General features: G+C 47.0%; 16 protein-coding genes. 13 read left to right on the top strand and 3 right to left on the bottom strand.

Features of this window, described 5'->3' with window-relative positions:
• Positions 1-8 precede the first annotated feature (8 nt).
• A complete protein-coding gene (helD, locus tag GC098_RS32900; protein ID WP_171648134.1) occupies positions 9-2,309 on the top strand; it encodes an RNA polymerase recycling motor HelD in 2,301 nt (766 codons plus the stop codon).
• A 232-nt stretch (positions 2,310-2,541) separates the two neighbouring features.
• On the opposite strand, the gene bluB is transcribed toward helD, so the two are convergent.
• Complete coding sequence (gene bluB, locus GC098_RS32895) at positions 2,542-3,189, bottom strand: 5,6-dimethylbenzimidazole synthase (RefSeq protein WP_171648196.1); 648 nt, start codon at positions 3,187-3,189, stop codon at positions 2,542-2,544.
• Between the two features lie 203 nt (positions 3,190-3,392).
• On the opposite strand from bluB, the gene GC098_RS32890 reads away from it, so the two are divergent.
• From GC098_RS32890 to GC098_RS32850, 9 genes are all read left to right on the top strand, one after another.
• Positions 3,393-4,484, top strand: coding sequence for a GerAB/ArcD/ProY family transporter (locus GC098_RS32890; protein WP_171648132.1), 1,092 nt, complete (start codon positions 3,393-3,395; stop codon positions 4,482-4,484).
• A complete protein-coding gene (locus GC098_RS32885; RefSeq protein WP_171648130.1) occupies positions 4,484-5,935 on the top strand; it encodes a spore germination protein in 1,452 nt (483 codons plus the stop codon). The genes GC098_RS32890 and GC098_RS32885 overlap by 1 nt, the downstream gene beginning before the upstream one ends.
• Entirely contained in the window at positions 5,932-7,089 is a 1,158-nt protein-coding gene (locus GC098_RS32880; RefSeq protein WP_171648128.1) for a Ger(x)C family spore germination protein, read from the top strand. Before GC098_RS32885 ends, GC098_RS32880 begins: the two co-directional genes overlap by 4 nt.
• A gap of 202 nt (positions 7,090-7,291) precedes the next feature.
• Positions 7,292-8,224 (top strand): hypothetical protein, encoded by a 933-nt coding sequence (locus GC098_RS32875; protein ID WP_171648126.1) that lies wholly within the window; start codon positions 7,292-7,294, stop codon positions 8,222-8,224.
• A gap of 66 nt (positions 8,225-8,290) precedes the next feature.
• On the top strand, positions 8,291-9,028 hold the full coding sequence (locus GC098_RS32870; protein WP_171648124.1) for an ABC transporter ATP-binding protein: 738 nt from the start codon (positions 8,291-8,293) through the stop codon (positions 9,026-9,028).
• Positions 9,021-9,770: a DUF2705 family protein gene (locus GC098_RS32865; RefSeq protein ID WP_171648122.1), complete on the top strand. Its 750-nt coding sequence runs from the start codon at positions 9,021-9,023 to the stop codon at positions 9,768-9,770. Before GC098_RS32870 ends, GC098_RS32865 begins: the two co-directional genes overlap by 8 nt.
• A 5-nt stretch (positions 9,771-9,775) precedes the next feature.
• Positions 9,776-11,251: a sensor histidine kinase gene (locus GC098_RS32860; RefSeq protein ID WP_171648120.1), complete on the top strand. Its 1,476-nt coding sequence runs from the start codon at positions 9,776-9,778 to the stop codon at positions 11,249-11,251.
• Complete coding sequence (locus tag GC098_RS32855) at positions 11,248-11,937, top strand: response regulator transcription factor (RefSeq protein WP_029194561.1); 690 nt, start codon at positions 11,248-11,250, stop codon at positions 11,935-11,937. Before GC098_RS32860 ends, GC098_RS32855 begins: the two co-directional genes overlap by 4 nt.
• Positions 11,938-12,576: 639 nt before the next feature.
• Entirely contained in the window at positions 12,577-13,260 is a 684-nt protein-coding gene (locus GC098_RS32850) for an MgtC/SapB family protein (protein WP_376769363.1), read from the top strand.
• A gap of 155 nt (positions 13,261-13,415) precedes the next feature.
• On the opposite strand, the gene GC098_RS32845 is transcribed toward GC098_RS32850, so the two are convergent.
• Positions 13,416-18,104, bottom strand: a complete 4,689-nt coding sequence (locus GC098_RS32845; RefSeq protein ID WP_171648118.1) for an S-layer homology domain-containing protein — start codon at positions 18,102-18,104, stop codon at positions 13,416-13,418.
• Between the two features lie 284 nt (positions 18,105-18,388).
• Between GC098_RS32845 and GC098_RS32840 the strand changes: the two genes are divergently transcribed.
• Complete coding sequence (locus tag GC098_RS32840) at positions 18,389-19,273, top strand: TrmB family transcriptional regulator (RefSeq protein ID WP_171648116.1); 885 nt, start codon at positions 18,389-18,391, stop codon at positions 19,271-19,273.
• Positions 19,270-19,950, top strand: coding sequence for an HD domain-containing protein (locus GC098_RS32835; RefSeq protein WP_171648114.1), 681 nt, complete (start codon positions 19,270-19,272; stop codon positions 19,948-19,950). The genes GC098_RS32840 and GC098_RS32835 overlap by 4 nt, the downstream gene beginning before the upstream one ends.
• A 376-nt stretch (positions 19,951-20,326) precedes the next feature.
• Here the strand turns inward: GC098_RS32835 and GC098_RS32830 are convergent, their stop codons facing one another.
• Entirely contained in the window at positions 20,327-21,154 is an 828-nt protein-coding gene (locus GC098_RS32830) for a DUF2935 domain-containing protein (RefSeq protein WP_171648112.1), read from the bottom strand.
• 159 nt (positions 21,155-21,313) lie between these two features.
• Here GC098_RS32830 and GC098_RS32825 point away from each other — a divergent pair, with 159 nt between their 5' ends.
• On the top strand, positions 21,314-22,573 hold the full coding sequence (locus GC098_RS32825) for a DUF445 domain-containing protein (protein ID WP_171648110.1): 1,260 nt from the start codon (positions 21,314-21,316) through the stop codon (positions 22,571-22,573).
• Positions 22,574-22,586 lie beyond the last annotated feature (13 nt).

The raw sequence follows: 22,586 nt of genomic DNA, 5'->3' as shown, positions 1-22,586 counted from the left end.
GAGACCGTATGCCTATAGAGAACGAAGAACGGGAGAGGGAAACGCAGCGCGTTGCCTCTGTACGTGCCAATATACAGCAGCGAATTGAAGAGCTGCGCCAAACGGTGGATGAGCGCCGATCCGAAGCGACAGCGATTGGCCGCAGTTTCTGGGATGATATCTCGGTCAATGCGGATAATGCGGATGATTTGATTGAGACGGCAGCGAGTATGGCCCAGCAGGAGCATGTGCTGCAGGGCCAAGAACGCAGCTACCGCTTGGCGCAGGATGCGCTGCGTAAGCTGCAGCGTGTCGTCGATGCGCCGTATTTCAGCCGCATTGATTTCAAGGAGCGCGGGGAGCAGGAGCGCGAGAAGATTTACATCGGATTGACATCTTTTATAGATGCCAAGACGGATGAAATTCTTATCTACGACTGGCGTGCGCCCATAGCCAGCTTGTTCTATGACTATCCGCCGGGTCCAGCGACATATCGGACACCAGAGATGGATGTCAGCGGTGAGCTGATGCTCAAGCGGCAGTACATCATCAAAGCCGGCGTGCTGCAGGATGTGTTCGATACGGGGATCTCCATCGGTGACGAGATGCTTCAGCAGATGCTGAGCCGCAGCGCTGACGAGAAGATGCATAGCATCGTCACGACGATCCAGCGCGAGCAGAACCAGATCATCCGCGATGATCGGCACAAGGTACTCGTCGTGCAAGGGGCCGCCGGCAGCGGTAAAACCTCCGTCGCGCTGCAGCGTATCGCTTATTTGCTCTACAAATATCGGACGACGCTTAGCGCCGACAATATGATTTTGTTCTCGCCGAACTCCTTGTTCAGCGACTACGTATCTCACGTACTGCCGGAGCTAGGCGAAGCTACCATGCAGCAGACAACATTCCAAGACTATTTAACACATAAATTAAGCGACATGGGTCTGACGCTGGAAGATCCCTACGATCAATTGGAGTTCATCCTTACGGGGACGGATCAAGATCCCGCATACGCAGCACGGCTGCAAAGCATTCATTACAAAACGTCCGCTGCTTTTCTCAGCGTCATTGAGGCCTACGGAGAGAAACTGAAAAATGGCGGCATTCGTTTTCTCGATTTATCCGTCGGTAAGAAAGTGTTGATTACTGCGGATGAGCTTAGCGAACGGTTTTACAGCAAGTCCTCTATTCTTGCTCTGGGTGAACGGATGGAACAATTATCGGAGTGGATGCTGGAGAAGCTGGATGAGTTTCAAGCGGATGTACAGAAGAGGTTTTATCGTAAAATGGTGCGGGAGCCGAAATATTTGGGCACCGAGCCAGAGATGAAAAAGATGAGCAAGGTCAAAGCGCATAAAGCGATCGCTCCACTTAAGGAGAAGGCGCGAAAGCTCGCTTATGTGGACGTGCTCGGGATGTATCAAGATCTTTATACGAATAGTGAGCTGCATCAAGAGCTTATGCACCATTCAGAGCAGCGTCTACCTGCAGCTTGGGATACGATAAGTACCTTCACGGCTGATGCGCTTGCTGGGGGAATGCTGCATTACGAAGATGCGACACCTCTTGTCTATTTGAAGGGCCTTGTTGAGGGCCAACTGCGCGTAGGTACCATCCGTTATTGTCTCGTGGATGAAGCGCAGGATTACTCGCCGTTTCACTATGCGTACTTGAAGAAGCTGTTCCCACGCGCTCGGTTCACCCTGCTCGGGGATTGGAATCAAGGGATCTTCACGCATGCGAACGCAAGCAGCAGTACGGATGGCGAGGGGCAAACGAGCGAGTACAGCTCCATTAGCGAGCTGATGAAGGAAGATGAGACGGAGACAATCCGCCTCGTCAAGAGCTACCGCTCGACGCGCGAAATCGTCGATTTCGCTAGTCGCGTACTGCCTGGCGGCGAGCCGATCGAGCCGTTCAGCCGCAGCGGCGAGGCGCCGCGTGTACTGCGCGCGGCAGACGAGACCGAACTCAGCCGCCTCGTGGCTGAGGCGGCCAAGGCCAGACGCGACGGCGGCGCAAGCTCCGTCGCGATCATTTGCAAGACCGAGCGCGAGACGCGAAGCGCGCACGATAGCCTTAAGCCGCTGCTGCCGGGACTCGCGCGGATCACCAAAGAGACGCTGCACTATGAGGCAGGCGTCATGATCCTGCCGGCGTACCTCGCCAAAGGGCTCGAGTTCGACGCCGTTATTCTCTACGATGCCGGGGCGGCTGTCTACGCGGAAGCGAAGGAACGCAAGCTGTTTTACACCGCTTGTACCCGCGCACTTCATCACCTAGACGTATTCTATCTAGGTGAATTGACACCTTTTCTCCTGAATAAATAGACATACGTCTATACCTATCTGCCCTGCCCGACATAGGATATATCGAGCAACAACAAAGAAAAGGTTCTTGCAGGCAGAAGGGAGGAAGCACCATGTCAGGCGTTGGATATTCTAGCACAGCTGTCGTATTGGTACTGTACATTCTGTTAGTCATCATTCTTGCAACATTCTAATATAAAATAGGATGCACAAAGCCGCCTTCCGATTAATCGGAAGGCGGCTTTTCTTGTTGTCAACTTTTTGAATTTCCCCAAGTCTCGCTGAATATCAAATTATTCAGGCTCCTGCGTTTTTCCCAATTAGCAGTTTCCAAAATGGGCTTCTCTGGATAATTTTCTGTGAATCCAATAGATAGCAATGCTACTGGATCAATATGAGGAGGTATCCCTAGGATATCTCGCACATCATTTTTCTTATAGAAGCTTACCCAACCCATAGCTAATCCTTCTGCACATGCTGCTAACCACATGTTTTGAATCGCGCAAGCAACGGACATGATATCGGTTTCTGGTATAGAATTTCTTCCTAGCACATGAGAACCGCCGCGCGTTGGGTCACAAGTAACACAAATCGTGATAGGGGCCTGTTTGATGCCTTCGATCTTGAGATTTAGAAATTCGTCTTGACGTGTATCTTCATAATGAATGGCCAAAGCCCGTCTCTCTTTATCTGCCGCCCAAGCCAAACGCTCTTTCACTTTATCCGTAGAAATGATGATAAAATTCCAGGGTTGCATAAATCCAACTGAAGGACCATGGTGCGCTGCATTTAACAATTTCATTATTGTTTCTTCCGGGATAGGATCCGATAAAAATGTTCGTACATCTCGTCTTGTATAAATGCTCTTATACAAACCTTCCTTTTCTTCTTCCGTAAACATTCTTTCACCCCACCCTTCACCAAGCTCACGTACGATGTAATTATTCATTAAATTTACACCCTCTCTTCTCTTTTTGCAATCGATTGAAGACCTAATTTCGATAGGCGACTAAATCTAATTTGTCGCACCGCATAAATCCACATGAATAGGAAATCTTAACTTATAAAAAGTTTCCACCTAATACCAATGCGGGAGATTAGCTTATGTATGGAACCAAGAAAATTACCGCGCTTCAATTATATTTTATCTTAATCCTATCCATTGGCATTACGAACCATGTCTTATTAATTCCGGTGCTGCTGCATGTTGGTAAGCGTGATTCCTGGTTCGGCGCAGCGGTCGCCTTGATTCCTTTGCTCATATGGGTATGTCTACTTTATATCGTTGTTAAACGTGTGAAACAGCAGAATATGATGGAGTGGATGAAACAAAAATTTGGAAAAGTGGTCGTTTTTCCATTCAAACTAGGTCTTATTGCCATTTGTTTTGTGCATGCGATAATAACCATAAAAGATATGGTGACATGGACACATGTGACCTATTTACCTCGGACACCGCCATTTATGATTAGTCTTCTGTTTATGATCTTTTGCTTTTTCGCGGCGAGATCGGGGTTGCGAGCGATTGCAATTACCTCAGGCATTCTACTGCCGGTTGTAGCTTTGTTTGGTTTTTTTGTAATGGGAGCTAATTTCCAATATAAAGACTACAGCCTGCTTACACCTTTATTTACACACGGTTATGGGTCTACGCTTTCATCCATCATTCTTACTTGTGGCGCCTCCTTCGAACTGTTAAGTATCGTATTCCTTCAGCATCATGTCGATACACGCATTCGGCTGTCAGCTTTATTCATTCTTGCAGCATGTGTGATTGGACTTACTATAGGACCGTTAACGGGTTCCATTGCCATTTTTGGTCCTTTTGAAAGCGCAGATTTTAGGTATCCAGCCTTTGAACAGTGGCGCATGGTTTCCTTGGGGAAATATATTTCCCACTTGGATTTCTTATCTATTTTCCAATGGATATCAGGCGCTTGTGTCCGGACGTCGATGCTCATGTTTCTTAGTGTGGATGTTATTGGCATTAAAAAGAAGCGCACACGGACCCTAACCTTGCTAGGAATAAGCCTGTTGTTCCTTGCGGTGAGCTTGTATCCAGTCACAGATAATCAGTTGGTAGATCTGATTCAAAATAGATATTATCCCGTCATGTTTGGAATAGGCTTAAGCTTGCTTCTTGTCTTGCTTGTGATGTCTATCCTGCCGGGGAGACGAAAGGGGAAGAATGCCTAATGAATGAGCAGGATTTACGAGATTGGTTTGCGTTGTCTGACGATGTCATCGTGAAATCTTACCGATTATCGGATGCTCATCCGAAGGGGCGAGTGTTACTCATGTACTGTGAAGGTATGATCAATATGGATCATATCGAAAATCTCGTACTGCCTAAGCTTGAGGGTCTATTCAGAAATGAACTTGATGTTAACTCGTCTAAGCTAGATGTGAATACGATGCTTCAATTGATTGAATTTACGGGTTCTAACGCCATAGAGTCGATGACGGTTTCGTTGTATGCAGGATCACTGATCTTATTTTTCGAAGAGACGCAATTGCTGTATGCACTGGATATTTCGGCGCCACCCAACCGCTCACCGGAGGAATCAAGTACAGAGACATCCATCAAAGGTCCAAGAGATGCTTTTACAGAAAGCATCGTTACGAATATCGCACTCGTTCGCAAACGTTTGCTGACGCGCAGTCTTTGTGTTGAAAAAATGCAAATCGGGAAGAGAAGCAACACCTCCGTTGCTCTTCTTTATATAGGCGATGTAATAAATCCTAATATCCTCCAGGAAGCAAAGCAGCGGCTTCAAGTCATTAACGTTGATGCCCTGATTAGTAGCTCGCAATTAGAAGGTGAGATGTCTGGACGCAAATATCCCTTCTTTCCCCTGTTGGATTATGCAGGAAGACCCGATTATGTAGCGGATAGCTTGCTGCGTGGACGATTCGCGGTCATAGTGGATGGTTCCCCTATGGCTCTTATTGCGCCAGCGAATTTAATGTATATATTAAAATCCCCTGAAGATGTGCATTCACCGTATTATTATGTCGCGTTCGAACGTGTATTGCGTATAGGTGGGTTGATCGTTTCAGCCTTATTGCCTGGTTTTTGGATTTCACTTTCCGCCTTTAATTTGGACCAAATCCCGTACCCCTTAGTAGCCACCATCGCCACATCTAGGCTGGGATTACCATTGTCAGGTCCGATGGATTTTATTATCATGCTGCTGCTATTCGAGATGTTCCGTGAAGCGGGAGCAAGGCTGCCCAAGGTGGTAGGTCAAACCGTTACTGTCGTTGGCGGGCTTATTGTTGGGGACGCAGCGATACGTTCAGGAATCACGAGCCCTACAACATTAGTGGTGACCTCCATTTCGACGATATCGATGTACACCCTAGTGAATCAATCGTTAGCGGGAACGATCACTGTGCTGAGAATCATTATTTTGATCATATCCACGATTTTCGGTATTTACGGATTTATGGTATCCCTCATGGGGCTCATTTTATATTTGTCAACTTTAGAATCTTTCGGTGTGCCTTACTTGTCGCCTTTGTCGCCGCCTCAATTCAGGGATATCATCCCTTCCGTATTGGCCAAGCCGTGGAACAAATTAAAGCGAAGACCGAAGTCATTACATACGAAGGATGACACACGCCAGGGTGGGGAGTCCTCATGATAACGAAAGGTTTAGGGCGACTGGCTATCGGAATGCTGCTTCTGGTTAGTCAGACAGGCTGTTGGGATATAAAGACGATCCAAGATACGAATTACATTACAGCGATAGGCTTCGATTATCAAAAAGGGCGCTATGTGGTGTATTGTCAGATGTTGGATTTTTCTAGCGTGGCTAAACAGGAGGGTAAAGGAGGGCCCCCGATGATTTGGGTCGGACAAGAGGAAGGGGACACGGCTAATGATGCTTACACCCGCTTGTACAAAACAACACAGCAGCGAGTCTTTTGGGGGCATGTGGGTGCTTATGTTTTTACAAGAAAGGCTCTAAAGCAAGGTGTAGGTAAATTTACTGACAGTTTGGTACGCTATGGTGAAACAAGGTTTACCCCATGGGTTTATAGTACGGATGAGCCGATAGAGACGATTTTTTCGGTGATCCCTTTTTTCAATGTCTCCCCTCTGACTTCTATTCTTATGCAGCCTGTAGAGAATTACCTTCAACGATCTTATATTCGTCCGCTCAGATTGTACAGGGTTGCTGCCTTAACTAGAGAGCCTGGGAACACGGTAATGATGCCTTCTTTGACCATTCGTAAAGACGTGTGGGTGAAAAATGAAAAGCCAGATCCTAAATTAGAAGTAAGCGGTGTATATGCGATAGCTAAAAAAAATCATGTGGAATGGCTTTCAGAGGATGAGTTCAAAGGTGCGCGTTGGATAGAAAAAAGCACCGTCCGGACACTTCTGATCGTTTTTATAAATGGGAAGGCTGAACTATCTGTTACTATTGAGAATCCTAAAGCCCGCATTACACCTCGAATGAAAGGAGATCAACCCTTATTCGATATTCATATCGAAGCCAAGGCAATCGTTGCCGAATTGCTGGAGAACGTTGATGAAGATACGCTGCAAAAACAGGTTGTCAAACAAATCGCAGAGGAAATCGAGCAAACGTTTAAGCAGGGAAGAAAGCGCGATATGGATGTTTTTCAGCTCGAACATGTGTTATATAAACAAGCCTTTCCCGAGTGGTCAAAGCTTACATCTAACGGAGAGAAACCGCTGGAAGATTATCAATTAGGGGATATCAAGGTAGATATCCAGCTATCCCACTCAGGGATGCTTAAGATGAAAGACAAGGTGCAGCAGTATTAGTCATTGACCATATATGGAAGCCTTCATCTCCGCAGATTTTGCGGTTTTGGAGGCTTTTTTTAATAAAGTTTTAAGAATTGTTTTAGGCACGGTTAATAGGTGATTTAGAGGCAGTTAATGCGGAGGGGATAAGATGAATACATGGAAGCGAGGAACGCATCCAAATTAGATAAAGCGTATAGATACGCGGAGGAAATAAGATATGAATAAGAAGTTAGCGATGATGGGATTAGGCGTTGCGGTAGGCAGCATGATGCTAGTGACCTCGGTATATGCAGGTGTGGGAGACGCTCCCGGGTATGAAACATTCAAATCAGCATTCAAAAAAACAGCAGCAGTGGAGAATGTAACTCGCCAGGTGAACGTATCTCTACAGGACAATGGAGCTTCATTACTCAATGTGAAATCAACGATTAAGAGCACAGGTGTCGATCACGCTGGCAGCGCTGTAGTTACAGTGAAAAGTGGAACGGATGAGCAAACCATTCACGTCTACAGCCAAGATGGGAAGCGGATTGTAAAAACCGAGGATTCCGAGGTGTATAAAGTGCTGGAAGGTGAAGGCATGCCGGCCAAGTTCAAAGGACATGATCAAGCAAACCATACACCTGACCCACAAGTGATTAGCGAAGTGGAAAATGTGGTCGATGCATTGGTTGGTAACCTGAAGAACTATGTAACCATGAGTGAAGCACCTGGTAACGTGAAGGACATTCATTTCAAACTGTCCGGTAGCCAGATTTCACCTGTTGTGAACACAATTGGCTCTCTGGTTATTAAACACGGCACTGTTGAGAACAGTCACCGTCCTCTACCGGCTAAAGCGGATACCCTTGGTGTAGATGTAACAACACTCAAAAACAGCCTGCCTCAGCTTGTAACAGACATCAAAATGGATGAAGTCGAAGTGAATGCTAGCGTGGATGCGGATAACCACATTACGAATCAAACGGCACAAATTCATATTTCCGGTAAGGACGCTCAGGGTGCAGCGCATGATGTGGTCTTGAGTGTTGATGTGACACTATCTAGCCTGAACTCGACAACGTCGGATACGATTGATTTGAACGGAAAACAAGTGGAAAATGTGAAGTTTGATGAGAATTCTCACAAAAACTGGGGAGAGAAGCATTAATAGAAAGACGAGAGGAGGATTCAACGATCGTTGACCTCCTCATTCATCCTGAAAGGCGGCCCGTTCATGAAGCCTGTAGTAGAAATTAAGAACCTCACGAAAACTTATAAAAATTTGCGCGGCATCCATCAAGTGAATATGACCGTGCAGCAAGGCGATATCTATGGTTTCTTCGGACCCAATGGCGCTGGTAAAACATCGGTCATGAAGATCATGACTGGTTTAACCAGAGCGCAGCAAGGCGAAGTAAAACTGTTCGGCCATGATGTGTCTACGCATTATGAGCAGGCAATGGCAAAGGTTGGCGTGCTGATAGAAACTGCTGAAGCTTATACCTATATGAGCGGTAAGCGGAATCTGGAGCTAGCGGCGCGCTTTTATCCTGGGATCGGCAAGCAGCGAGTGGATGAAGTGCTGGAGATCGTTGGACTCACCCCTTTTCAGCACGAAAAGGTTGCGGGTTACTCACTTGGCATGAAGCAGCGGCTCGGACTAGCGGCAGCCATGCTGTCGAAGCCTGAACTGCTAATTCTCGATGAGCCGACCAATGGGCTCGATATTGAAGGAATGGTTCATATTCGGGAAATCATCATGCATCTAGCACGTGAAGAGCGAATTACTTTCCTCATCTCCAGCCATCTCATTCATGAAATGGAGCTGATGTGCAATCGCATGGGCATCATTCACCAAGGACGGCTTGTTCGCGAGGGACTCGTATCCGAATTATCCAAAGGCAGCGCGACGCTGGAAGAAGCGTATTTGCGCGAAATCAATGAAGTAAGGAGGCTCGCTGCCCATGCATAGCTTAACCGCCAACGTCTGGAACGAAACGATTAAACTCGCATCGAAGAAGAAAACCATTTTCTTCCTAGCTGTTACGCTGCTTCTTCCGGTTATTGCAGGCTTATTGCTTGCACGCTTTCAAAGCGGCATCGGCATCGGAGCCATTGCATCGGGTGATTTCCCTATCGTCATGCTCGGTTTGTTTACGAGTATATTCTTGCCTTTGTTCGTGTTCATGGGTGCCGCGGATGTTTTCGCTGGTGAGATGGGTGAACGCACGATGAAGAATACACTCACTCGGCCCATCACTCGGTTTAAGGTCTTTGCATCCAAGCAAATTGCGCTGGGCGTGTACATTGCACTTTATTTAATTGCAGGTTTGCTGGCTTCGATCGTGTCCGCCTTATTTTTCCAAAACTTCGGAGGCGTAAGTACAGTACTTACTTGGTTCCTCGCCTATGGCTCAGCATTCATTCCTCTGCTTGTGCTCAGTATTGCAGCCGTGCTTCTCGCGCAATTCTTCTCCAGCAGCAGCTCCGCATTGACCGTTAGCATTCTTCTTTATTTGGCGTTTAAAGTAGCTGCTTTTTTCATTCCGCAAATTGCAACCTACTCGCCAACAGCTTACACAGATTGGCATATGCTCTGGATTGGCAGCTCGATGGCCATTGGCAAGATGAGCAGCATCTTTATGTTTTTGATGGCGTGTAGTATATTGTTTTTTACAGCAGGATTTTATTTGTTTGATAAAAAGGAGATTTGATCCGGATGTCGATTCGTTTACGGCTGGTACTTTCCTATATAGCCATGCTGCTTGTACCACTAGTGCTCTCCGTACTAGCCGTGATCTTAATCAGCGTCGCAACGTTTGGGAATCTGAAGTCCGTCTTTCAGGTCGATTTCTCCCAAGGCAATCCGATCAAACGTGTTGTTGATCAAGAGCTAGAAAATGTCGCTTATATGAAAGCGAAGACGGATACGGAACCGGAGGTTTTTCTGGATCCTGTTTTTGTGAAGGATCTAGAAGAAAGATTCCACAAAATTAATATGGGCATCATCATCCGGAAGGATAAAGAGATTACGTACGTTTCACCGTATATTAAGCAGGGTGAGGCTGAGGACACCTCCAAGCTGCCTTCTTTTGGCACATCTAAGGGTGAGTTTCAGCGCAATCATGGTTCCCTGTGGATAACTAGGCAGCAGGATTTTTTATTTTCAGATCAAAGTAAAGGCTCTGTATTCGTTTTTCTCGACGGCGGTCCCTTTCAAAAGTATCTTCACCAATTTTCAAAATCTGTCATTGTTACGTTTATTCTCATTCTTGTATTGACGAATGGTGTCCTGACATATTTCGTTTCTCGCAGTATTATTAGGCCTCTAAGAGCGCTCAAACGTGCAGCGGAGGAGATCAAGGAAGGCAATCTCGATTTTGAGATTGTACCGCATTCCGATGATGAAATCGGTGAGCTTAGTACGGCATTTGAAGAAATGCGTCGTAAGCTTAAGAAATCCGTAGAGGTTCAGCTTCAATATGAAGAGAACCGCAAGGAGCTTATTTCGAATATTTCCCACGATCTCAAGACGCCGGTTACGGCTATTAAAGGATATGTCGAGGGGATTATGGACGGTGTATCGAATTCCCCAGACAAGCTGGATCGGTACATTCGAACCATCTATAACAAAGCAGCTGATATGGATCGGCTCATTGATGAATTATTTTTGTTCTCCAAGCTGGATTTGGGCAAAGTGCCCTTTCAATTCGAGAAGGTTGATCTCGGTCAATACGTGTTGGATTGCGCGCAGGAATTGCAGTTTGATATGGAGAAAAAAGGGGTTCAGTTCGCGCTCACCGAGCTGCCGAAGTCACCGCTGTATGTAACAGCAGACCGTGACAAGCTCAGACGTGTACTGCTGAACATTATCGAAAATGCGATAAAATATAGTGAAGAAGGTAAGTGTCACATTACCTTAACGTTGAGAGAGATAGACGGCAATGCCGTCATTCAAATAAAAGATAGAGGTCAAGGCATATCGGAAGAGTCGCTTCCTCATATTTTTGATCGGTTTTACCGGGCCGATCCTTCACGTAACACGGCTACCGGAGGAAGCGGGCTTGGACTGGCGATAGCCAAACAAATTATGGAAGAGCACGGCGGGAGAATCAGCGCATCCAGTATCATTGGGCGGGGAACGACCGTGTACATGGCATTACCGCTTAGTCAGCAGGGGGAGAGCGAAGAATGAGTCGAATCTTAATTATTGAAGACGAGCAAAGTATTGCGGAGCTGGAGCGGGATTATTTGGAGATCAGCGGCTATGAAGTCGATATCGAAAATAGCGGGGACAAGGGGCTCCAGCGAGCCCTCTCCACGGAATATGATCTCATTATTCTCGACCTTATGCTGCCGAAAGTGGATGGCTTCGAAATCTGCCGGCGTATTCGCAGTGAGAAGGACATTCCCATCGTGATGGTCTCCGCTAAAAAGGAAGACATCGATAAAATTCGCGGCCTCGGCCTCGGCGCTGACGATTACATGATCAAGCCCTTCAGCCCTAGCGAGCTGGTGGCCAGAGTGAAAGCCCATTTAGCACGCTACGAACGGCTGATGGGACGGCGCGAAACGCGGAATGATGAAGTCCGCATTCGCGGTTTGATGATCGATAAAACAGCGCGCCGTGTTTTTGTAAACGAGAAAGAAGTCGTCTTCACGACGAAAGAATTCGATCTGCTCACCCATCTAGCGATGAATCCGAATCGTGTGTACAGCAAAGAGCAGCTTTTTGACCTTCTATGGGGCATGGACGCCATGGGGGAAATCGCGACAGTGACGGTACATATTCGCAAACTGCGCGAGAAAATCGAGCAAGATCCGTCTAACCCGCAATACATCGAGACGATCTGGGGAGCGGGATATCGGTTTCGGATATAACGGGGAAGCCTGGGAAGAGTGTAGACTCTTCTTGGGCTTTTTGTTTTGTGTGGCTTTATAGCTCACGCCAGACGAAAGCTCGTTTTCAGAGCCTATTCATCTATGCTTCATTGCTCACATCCGCCGAAAGCGCGGAATCCGACTTCTCAGCCTCCATATTCCGGCCTCGCCAAGGTGTCGCCTAGAGATAAGCGCGTTTTCGGAGCCTATCTCGGTGGACGCCAGCCGAAAGAGCATTTTCCGAGCTTATTCGTCTGTGCTCCATTGCTCACACCCGCCGAAAGCGCGGAAACCGACCTCTCAGGCTCAGTATTCCGGCCTAGCCAGGGTGTCGCCTAGAGATAAGCGCGTTTTCGGAGCCTATCTCGGTGGACGCCAGCCGAAAGCGCGGAAACCGATTTCTCAGGTTCCGTATTCCGGCCTCGCGCCGGTGTCGCCTAGAGATAAGCGCGTTTTCGGAGCCTATTTCGGTGGATGCCAGCCGAAAGCGCGTTTTTAGCGCCTATCTAGGCAATCGTTAGACGTAAGCTCGTTTTTCCGACCCTATATGTTGATTTTGTAATTAACAAATGGTCATTTACTCTATTGGAATGTTAAGATATTGTAAAGGTAATTTAGATGGAGGAGAAACTTGCAATGATGCTGTCCGTGGATGTAAACATTTTAATGAGATTAGGGATTTCCGCTATTTTCGGTTTAATTATTGGTCTGGAACGGGAAATCAGGAATAAGCCGCTGGGGCTGAAAACTTCTTTAGTCATTTGCTTGAGCAGTTGTTTGTTGACGATAGTTTCAATCGAATCAGCAAATAAATATGCGGTTATGGGACTTCATGTCATGGATCCTATGCGGCTTGCTGCGCAAGTAGTCAGCGGGATTGGTTTCCTCGGGGCCGGGGTGATTCTTCGCAAGCATAATGATGTCATAGTCGGGTTAACGACGGCTGCAATGATCTGGGGAGCGGCTGGACTTGGCATCGCGGTTGGGGCAGGTTTCTTTGTAGAAGCTTTTTTTGGACTGGTATTAATCATGATTAGCGTCGTTCTCTTGCCTTATTTTATTAAGAAAATGGGTCCAAGACCGCTAATTATGAAAGACCTACGCGTGAGGCTCGTCGTCTCCCATGACGGCAACTTAACTACGATTATCAAAGCGATCATTGCCAAAGGTTACAAGATGAAAAGCGTACACATTAAAGAGCTGAACAAGGAGCAGCAAGAGCTGCATTTCATCGTGTATATTGATAGGAAATATGCTTCGGAAGTGTATGATGAGCTGAAAAGTATGGATTATATTGAGATTGCAGAAGTAGAGACTTTGTAGGAGAGTGGAATAGTTGTAGGATCGGATTGCGGTGTTGGTGCGAAACAAAGAAAAAACCGACGTTTGGGTAACGTCGGTTGCAACTAATTCGGCTTTTATTATTGTCCTCAGCAGAGTCTGAGGATTTTCTTATTTTTATGAAGTAAACTGTTCACTTAGTTGATAAAGTTCACATATTGAAGCAAACGTTTCAACATGACAGCTGCTTGAGCACGAGTAGCTTGCTTCTCAGGAGCAAACACTGTATCGGTCATTCCATCCATAATGCTTGCTTTCATGGAAGCCGTAATTTCATTTTTAGCCCAAGTACTCATCTTGTTTTGGTCTTGGAACTTGGCAAGTAGGCTGTCTGTAGGTGTGCTTGCTTCTGGTGTTTTACCAGCGAATTTCATGGCTCTTGTTACCATTACGGCCATTTGCTCTCTTGTGATTTCTTCGTTAGGCATGAAAGTTCCATTCTCGAAGCCTTCTATCAGACCTTGAGTTGCAGCCACTCCCACAGAACCTGCGTACCATTCCGAAGTTTTCACATCTGTAAAGCGAGAACTCGATTTATCTTCTGCAAGTCCGAGTGCTCTTGTCAGCATGGCTGCGAACTGTGCACGAGTGACTTTTGCCTCCGGAGAGAAGCTTGTGCTGGATACACCTTCTACGACCAGTTTGTTAGCTAAAAGCTCTACATCCTTTTTAGCCCAGTGAGAAACCACATCCGCAAAGCTGATATTGGATTCTATGATCGCATAAACGGAGTTGGTGCAGCTCCATAGCTCGACCTCGCCATTCCCGAAGATAGCAGGAACGAAAACAAGCGTCCCATCCGAATCCAGCTTCACTATCGTTACTTTGTTCGAGTCCACGCCGCTTGGAATCGGCATCTTTCTCGCTACGTACATAGTAAACTGATTAACTTCTACTGATTTTCCGTTAGCTTCAAATGTAATTGTGAAATCTACTGGAGCTCCAACAATTTTAGAACCAAGTGCTTTCACTTTGCTGTCTACATCTTGAGACTTGGCGTCAACAACTTTGTCGATTGTGATGATAATTTTGACATCCTTAACGTCATTACCAAGTGTTTTCACAAGATCAGAAATGATTAAGCCTTTGGCTGGAAGAATGTAAGTACCCGCAGCGGATTTTACGGTTATCCCTACCTGAGGTGATTTCGCCATAAGCTCTGATAGAGTTTCTGCTGGAAGCTCGAATTTCACTACCGCATCTGTGCTCTTACTCTCGAGTAGAAGTTGTACGGTCTCTTTCGGAAGAGTATTCAAAACTTCTAACAGCTTGTCTTTGCTTACAGAGACAATGCTTACCGACCTACCATCAGCTGTTGTACCCTTGGTTTCCTGAACGGCTATGCCTGATAGCTCAGCATTGCTGTTAGAATTCGGTGTACCCGTCTGAGACGTTGGAGTCCCGTCAGTATCGTTGACAGGGGGCAATGGCAAACTCTTCAAATCAATCTGCGCAAGCACCGCATCGTGGTCGGATACTCGTCCGTCCGCTGGCGAGAAGTCGGCATTCAAGTGAATGACATCCACTTTGGATACTTCCGTCAGTTTTTTACTGACCAGCATATGGTCGAGCACCTGTGAATTCCCATCGAATGTATACGTGTATCGCTCGTTGATCGGAAGTTTGTCTATCAGATTATCCAATTCTTTACCTTTGAGGATGGTTGCCGTCTGGGTGAATTGGAAGTCATTCAGATCTCCAAGTGCGACGATGTTGGCTGCCGGATTTGCAATCAGCACATCTTTCACAAAGCCGTTCACCAATGCAGCGATTTGATGGCGTTGAGTTTCACTCGATAGTACCGGAGGCTGTATATTGCCAAATGGACCGTTATCTCCGCCTTTGGAGTTAAAATGATTGGCAATGACGATTACTTTCTCGCCTTTGAATTCGAACTGAGCCGCAAGCGGTTTTCGTGAACTGGCAAACGCCGAATTCGTTGGGTCGATTCGCCCTGGATTGAAATTCAGCATATCTCCTGTTGAAATGTATTCCACCTTCGTTGTGGAAGAACCCTTCGTTCCATTTACGCTATCCGCCAAGGTTACCCGATCTGGATTATATAAGAATCCGACTCGAATGTTGCCGCCCGGTGCTCCGCCGTCCTGATTGTTTACAGGTGCGATGTCCGTGTACTGATAAACGGGACCGCCAGCGTTTTGAATGGCCTGGATCAACGCCGCAGCACCCATATTGGCTTCGACGGTACCGTCATTTGCTTCTCCGTTATTGTCCTGCATCTCGACAACACCGACAATGTCAGGGGTTTTCATATTGGCTACGATCGATTGAGCAATCTTGTTAATTTTCTCCAAACCGACGCCCGGGTTAAAGTTCTCTATGTTGTAACCTGCAATAGTCAGTTTGTCCTCATGAAATGTAAGAGTGGTTGTTTCACGCTGGAACGTATTGTTGATGATTGCTGGTAAACTGTTTAATGCAGGAATCACTTTATAATTGCCATTATTGTATCCGATGACGCCTGTAACATCTCCGTTGAATCTATCGCCGGAGCTGACCTCTTGCCCCGGGTTTCCATAGGCGATCAGAAGGCGCTGCGGATTCAGATTGCCTAGCTCCTTCAGCACGAGTCCGCCAGCCGGAGTAATGACATCGGGTACATCATTTTCGACTCTTGTCGGGATGTTGTAAAGTAACGAATTCCCAGTACCGCTGGTCCAGTAGGGACTGAGAATGGTCGGAGACGGCAGTTCCACGAGCATGCCTTCCAACGATTCGTAGAAATCGATCGCATCTTCTGCCGGTTGGAAATTCATCATTTTGTCGTTATCAACGATGGACGACGGAATCGCTCTGCCGCCTTTACCAAGAACGACGGCACTCGGAATGGCGTTGCCGGAAGACAAGACAGTTATTGTAGGAGATGAAATTTGTGTGGATGTTAGATTGCTGCCGCTTCCTTCATTATATTCGGCAACCGTGCCGGTCACTTTTATTTTATCGCCGATTGCTGGCTTCGAAAAAGCATCCGTGGTGAATACATAGATACCTTCTGAAGTGTTGACATTGCTGTCGGGAGTCGGATCTTGCATAAAGAAGCCTTTGTATGCACCTGTGGCAAATGTATAACCGTACTGTGTGACGATCCCTTCAACATCTGTTACGTTTTGACCTGTATATTCCGACTTGTGGGACTCACCTTGAATGTCATGAATCCGAGGAGCTTCAGACGCGATATAAGTGAAGGTGAAAACATCGCTTGTCTGTTCGCCTAGTTTGGCGATGGCCTTAATAGTGACATCCTGACTTACTGTTATAGGTGCAGCGTATAAAGGACTTGTCGTCGTTGGTACTGTGCCATCCACAGTATAGTAAATTGCGGCGCCGACTGTTGGACTGGAGAGCATTACTTGGTTGCCTCTGATAATTCGGCCCGCACTTGGATTCGCAACAACCGAGAAGGTTTCTTCGACCAATGCGTTCTCATTAAGTGGAATGAATTGGTATACAGCATTAAACTGCTTGATTACACCCGTTATTTTCTCAAAGGTTTTGCCTACTGCCAATTTGGGAAAAGGTGAATAAATGGTAAACTGTTGTCCTCCCTGACTAGCTGTAACCGTGCTTCCACTTTTATCCGTTATATTTACATTTTCCAAATAAACAAGCTCGGCTTCATGCTGTTCGCCGTTCGCTGTTGACAAGTCGGCAGCTGTGAGCAGCTTCGGCGCAGGCACACCGGCATTTGGCTGAACTACACTATATGTAAGTCCAGTAACCGGTTTGATCTCCTGGAGATTATTGTAGATATCCATTGATCCTGAGACTTCAACAATGTCTCCCACTTGCGCAAATGACGGGAAACTGTAAAGGACAATGCCACCGGTAGTATCTTGGATATACATTTCTTGTTCATCAATGTGCGTTACTGTTCCCTGTGTCATGACATTTCGGGACTTAGCAGCTGTTCTGGCTGTTGCGACATCGGTTTTGCCAAGAATCGTATACTCGAATGTCGATATGGAGCTGTCTGAATAGCCCGGTGCCGATGCGTAAGTTCTGATGGTCTTGGGACTATCTAACATGACTTGGGTAGTATTCGGTTGGAAGATCCCTGTTGCAGTGCCTCCTTGTGTATATACTTCGGCATAGACAGACGAGCTAGCGGTTGTCGAACTCAGCGTAAGTTGAGTGTTGAGTGGCCAAGCATTCGGAGCTGGGCTCGCAGTAACGGCATCGGTCGTGAATCCATAGGTGCTGTTTCTCGGATCGGGTGACGCCACCATGAAATCTGCGGAGTTATTGTCTGTATCCAGTCCGCGTCCACCAGCAGCGGTTTTACGAATTGCTGCCGTCGTATTGGTTAGAGCAGCAGTTGCAGCCCCCTCACTTTCATTGGCCGTCCCGTATCCGATCAGGTCTACTTGTGCACCGGAAGCATCAACTAGGTCGACTTTACCGTTTGTGCCACTCAAGGCCAATGTACCTGTTGCATTGGGTGAGGGCAAATTTTTTGTCCCACCTGTACCAGCTGCTTGCTGAATAAGGTAATAGCCTTTTGCTTTAATTGATCCACTTAATGTAGTCGAAGTTCCACTACTGATTGGATTTGCCGCGCTATTATAGCGAACCTTCCAACCAGTCAAAAGTACATCTGAATTCGTCGGATTATACAATTCAATAAAATCATTCTTATACTCAGCCCCGCTATTTCCTCCACCACCGTATACTTGCGATAAAACAACTTTGGTATTATCAGGTGCTGCTTGGACAACTTGTGCATCAGATAATGCGGGACCGATGATCATCAATGCCGCGAGCAATACGCCGACCCATTTTTTTATTCTGTTTATTGAGTTAAACACTTTGTAATCTTCTCCTCTCAAATACACGAATAATTTGAATGACTCTAAAAGACTACCATTTATTTGTAAATTCAAGCGCATCTAAGATGTTAATGTTTTATAAACCTTTGACTAATTTTATATTACAGCGCTTCTAAATGTAGCTGGGCCAACTACAGCTGGCCTTTAAAAAACGCAAACAAAGTACTGGGTATGAAAACGGAAGTCTATACAACTTGAAGTGAAAAATCATGTTACAATATTGATCAAGAAATCATAACGGATTGATGAAAAGGGGAGCTGGCATGGAGGATGTTCATCTGCATTTAAAAAATCTGGGCTTCACAGACCTTGAAGCCAAGTGCTTGCACGTGCTCGCCGAAAGCGGCACGCAGACGGGCTACGAAATCGCCAAGCATCTTGGCGTTTCACGCTCGAATGTTTACTCGGCGCTGCAGAAGCTCGCGGAGAAGGGGGCTGTGCTCACTAGTCACGGTGAGCCCACGCATTATCAGAGCGTGCCGATCGAAGAGATCGGCGAGCGAATTGAAGCGGAGCTGCAAGCCTCGATCCGCTACGTGAAAGCGCATATGCCGAAGCAGGATGCGCACCGCTCTGAGTACTTCAGCTTGGAGGGAGACGCTAAGGTCATCGAGCGTATACGAACTGAGCTCAAAAAGGCGAAGGAAGAGGCGCTCTGTGACCTATGGTCGGAGGAAGCGCAGCTGCTGAAGGAAGAGCTTCGGTTAGTGCCAACGCAAGGCGTGCGCTTGCTGGTTTCGACGATTGGCGAAGTGGAGCTGCCAAATGGGGTTCATCTGTTCCCTCACGGACGCGAAGATGGTGTGCAGGGACGCAATGGGCGGAAGTTTACGCTGCTGATTGACCGTAAGCTGGCGATTATTGGTACTCGAGGCGGTGATGAGCCGACTTTGGTGATGTTGACAGAGCATCCGGCGATGGTGGAGCTGCTGCTGAACAATTTTTTCCGTGATGTGGTGATCCACGAGTTGCTGCAGGATATGGGCACGAAGCTGGAGGATAAATACGGCAAGAACTTCAAGAAAATTATCCAGAAGTACACAGAGGCAAAAGAGAAGGATATCATGCCAGCGGGTGTAGGAAAGTCTCTGGAAGGCAAGTTTAATGAAGGAAAGTCTCCCGAAGGAAAGAGGAAGAAGAAGAAATGATTCAGCGTGACGGGGAACATCTGAATACAGAAGAGAAAGAGAGCATCCTACTCGCGGCGGAGGCACTCGTGAAAGAGAAGCTGGAGCGCGATAGCAGCGGCCACGACTGGTGGCACATTTATCGCGTTGTGCAGACGACGAAGCGCATTGCTGCCCAGGAGGGCGCCGACGGCTTCGTCTGCGAGCTTGCGGCGCTGCTTCACGACGTCGTCGATGAGAAGCTGAACGCCGATCCAGCTGCTGCGCAGCGCGAGCTGGAGGCCTGGCTCGCTGCCAGCGGCACGCCGGCGGAGCAAGTGAAGCACGTGCTGGAGATCATCAGCACGATGTCGTTCAAGGGCGGCGCGCGTCCACCGATGCGCACGCTGGAAGGCCAGGTCGTGCAGGATGCCGACCGGTTGGATGCGATTGGCGCGGTAGGCATCTCGCGCGTATTCGCTTATTCGGGCTGGAAAGGCCGCCCGATTCACGATCCTACCGTCATGGCCCGTGAGCATATGACGGAGGAGGAGTATCGCGCTGGGAAAGATACCGCGATTAATCACTTCTACGAGAAGCTCCTGAAATTGAAGGAGCTTATGAACACAACCTACGCTCGGCAGCTGGCAGAGGAGCGGCACCGCTTCATGGAGCAGTACCTCGAACAGTTTTACGCGGAGTGGGAAGGCGAGAGATAGAATACCAAAAGAACCATTGATTGGCTCTATTGTATGAAGTCGAAGTGTACCTCTTATTTCGTTTTTTACTGTAATGTCGGTGCTCTCTCCTTGCTTTAATTAAAAGGAAATCCTCCTGCTAATATTACGTTGATGAAGGAACTGAGCTGCTTAACTGGAAAATATCCATTTAAATCAGTGATTACCCCTCGAATTAACCAAATCAGAGGAAATTAACGGGAGGAAATCCAGCAATATGGCGTGAAGACGATTATTCGATGAAATTAGCATGCTTTTTTCCCGTTAAATGCCTATTTAAGCTTTCGACAAAAAGACCGCCATATGGCGGTCTTTTGAATTAAAGTCGCATGTAAGTAGGAGCCTTGTAAGGGTTCAATCACTCAAAAGAAGGCTTGGTCAACGGACAATTCGGCAGCCCCAGAATCTCCACATTATAAGCCGCCAGCTTACGCAGGAAATAGCACGATTCGGGTAAATGATGCTCCAGAAACCGTAGTGTCAACCGGCTAAGCAGTTCGGTTTCCTTATAATCCTGAATGACCCCCTCGACGACATGGTAAAAACGGATGACGGTTTCGGCGACCTGCCGAGCAAACTTTTGTTGAATAGGGAAGTTAGGTGCTGTGAAGCGGAGGAAGCCGCGAATTTCAGTGTTTTTGACGATGTGGGCGCTGAATTGTTGACTGAATAGCTGTGTGGTTTTGATTAGCTCCATTTCTGTTGGGTCCAAATGATTGCCAAGAAGTACAGCGTGACCGAGCTGATCCTCAAGCCACATTTCCACCAGCGTAACGAGCGGAAGGGGCTCATAAGGGACGCCGTTCATCCAATCGTGCAGAATGCGTATATACTCTCCGTTTTCCAAAAGGGTCCCATTGAAATAGACGGGAGTTAAGGAGACAACGATTTTATTTTGAATGCGCAGATGCTGCAAATAGCCCTCGAATTGATAATATCCTTGAACAACAGGGTAAATATCTTTAGAGAGCTGAATCATCGTTGCCGAGGAGACAGGCAGTGCGGGGTCTGTTTTCAAAATGCGGTTCCGCAGTTCTGTAAAAGCACCGATGTAACGCTTGGCTATCGTAATCCATTGCACCTCTTCATTCGCTAGCGCCTCGTCCACAAAGATGGCATGATCCTGTAAAATTTCGACCCAGAATAAATGCTCCTGCCAGGGTGTTATTATCCCATTAAGGCACATGGAAAATTTCCTCCTATAACTAAAGCTTTACGCCATCACATTCATTTATTACGCATCAACGAAGTGTATTCAACAAAAAAAGGTTCGAGAACGGTTTTCGTCGCATTTTGTGATAAAATAGAAAGAATGATTTATTAACTTCGAGCAGAAAGAGATGTTATGACAATGAAAAGAGAAGCAAAGTATATAGCGACGGTTTCCTTAGGGGTTATGGGAGCAGGCTTTCTGGCTACGCTGCCCACACCGGTATCTTCAACCATTTGGGGAACCTTTTTGCAGGGTGGTTTTGAGGCCGGAGTTGTAGGCGGCTTGGCTGACTGGTTTGCGGTTAGTGCCCTATTCCGTCACCCTCTTGGCATTCCGATTCCGCATACGGCTCTATTGCCGAAGAATCGTGAGAAGATCACGAAAGCGCTTGTCTCGACGGTTGAAAATGAACTGCTTTCCAAAGAAACCATTCGTATTCGTTTGCAGCAAATTCGTTTCTTAGAACGTGGACTTGAGCTTGCGGAGAGCCATCTGGACAATGCGGCGCTTCACAAAGGACTTTCGACACTTGCCAAACAGGCTCTAAACGCGATTGATCTGGACAAATTGACGCCGCTTTTAGCGGAGGAAATTCATAAAGCACTCCAAGACGTGGATACGAGTCGACTCGTTAGTACGATTGTGGACAGCATTGTTGATGGCGGATATGAAGGCAAAACGTTTGATTTTGTTATCGATAAAGTGGAAGCATGGGCTGTTAAGGCAGATACGCGCGATCAGCTGGGCGTTATGGCGCTCAAAGCGTTCGAGGGTTTGCAGTCGAATGGCTTCATGGCATTTGCCGTTAATGCGTTCATCGGTATGGTGAATGAAGAGAAGATCGGGGGCATTATCCAGAACTTCGTTCTTTCCTACATCGAGCAAATGCGAACGAAGAATCATCCGCGCAGGGAAGCGGTTCTGACTTTTATTCGGAATGAACTGAACAAGCTTGAGCGGAATCCAAAGCTTTTGGCTGAGTTAGAAGGTTTGAAAGCGAAGCTGCCGGGCCTATTTGATCTCGATGAGAAATTATCGGGGCTGTTAGAGAGGTTGAAGGCGAAGGCAGAGGATTTCGTGGATCAGCCCGATTTTGTGCCTCAGCATGTGGTTCCGGTGGTTCGTAAAATGTTGGTTTCAGTGAAAGAAAACGAGGATATGCTGCAGCGCGGCGAGAGCTGGATTCAAGAGCAAATCGCTGCTTATTTGGAGCAAAATCACAGCAAAATCGGTCTGCTCGTCAAAGAAAATCTGGATAAGCTGACGAACGAAAAGCTGACCCAGTTGATGGAAGATAAGCTCGGCAATGATTTGCAGTGGATTCGTGTCAACGGTGCGATATGCGGATTTATTATCGGACTTGGCTTGGCAGGGTTAAAAATGCTGTTTTAGGTGAAAAACGACG

Origin of the sequence: Paenibacillus phytorum (assembly GCF_013141715.1) — a bacterium.
Classification (GTDB): Bacteria; Bacillota; Bacilli; order Paenibacillales; family NBRC-103111; genus Paenibacillus_E; species Paenibacillus_E phytorum.
This window is presented reverse-complemented; position numbering and strand designations above follow the sequence as displayed.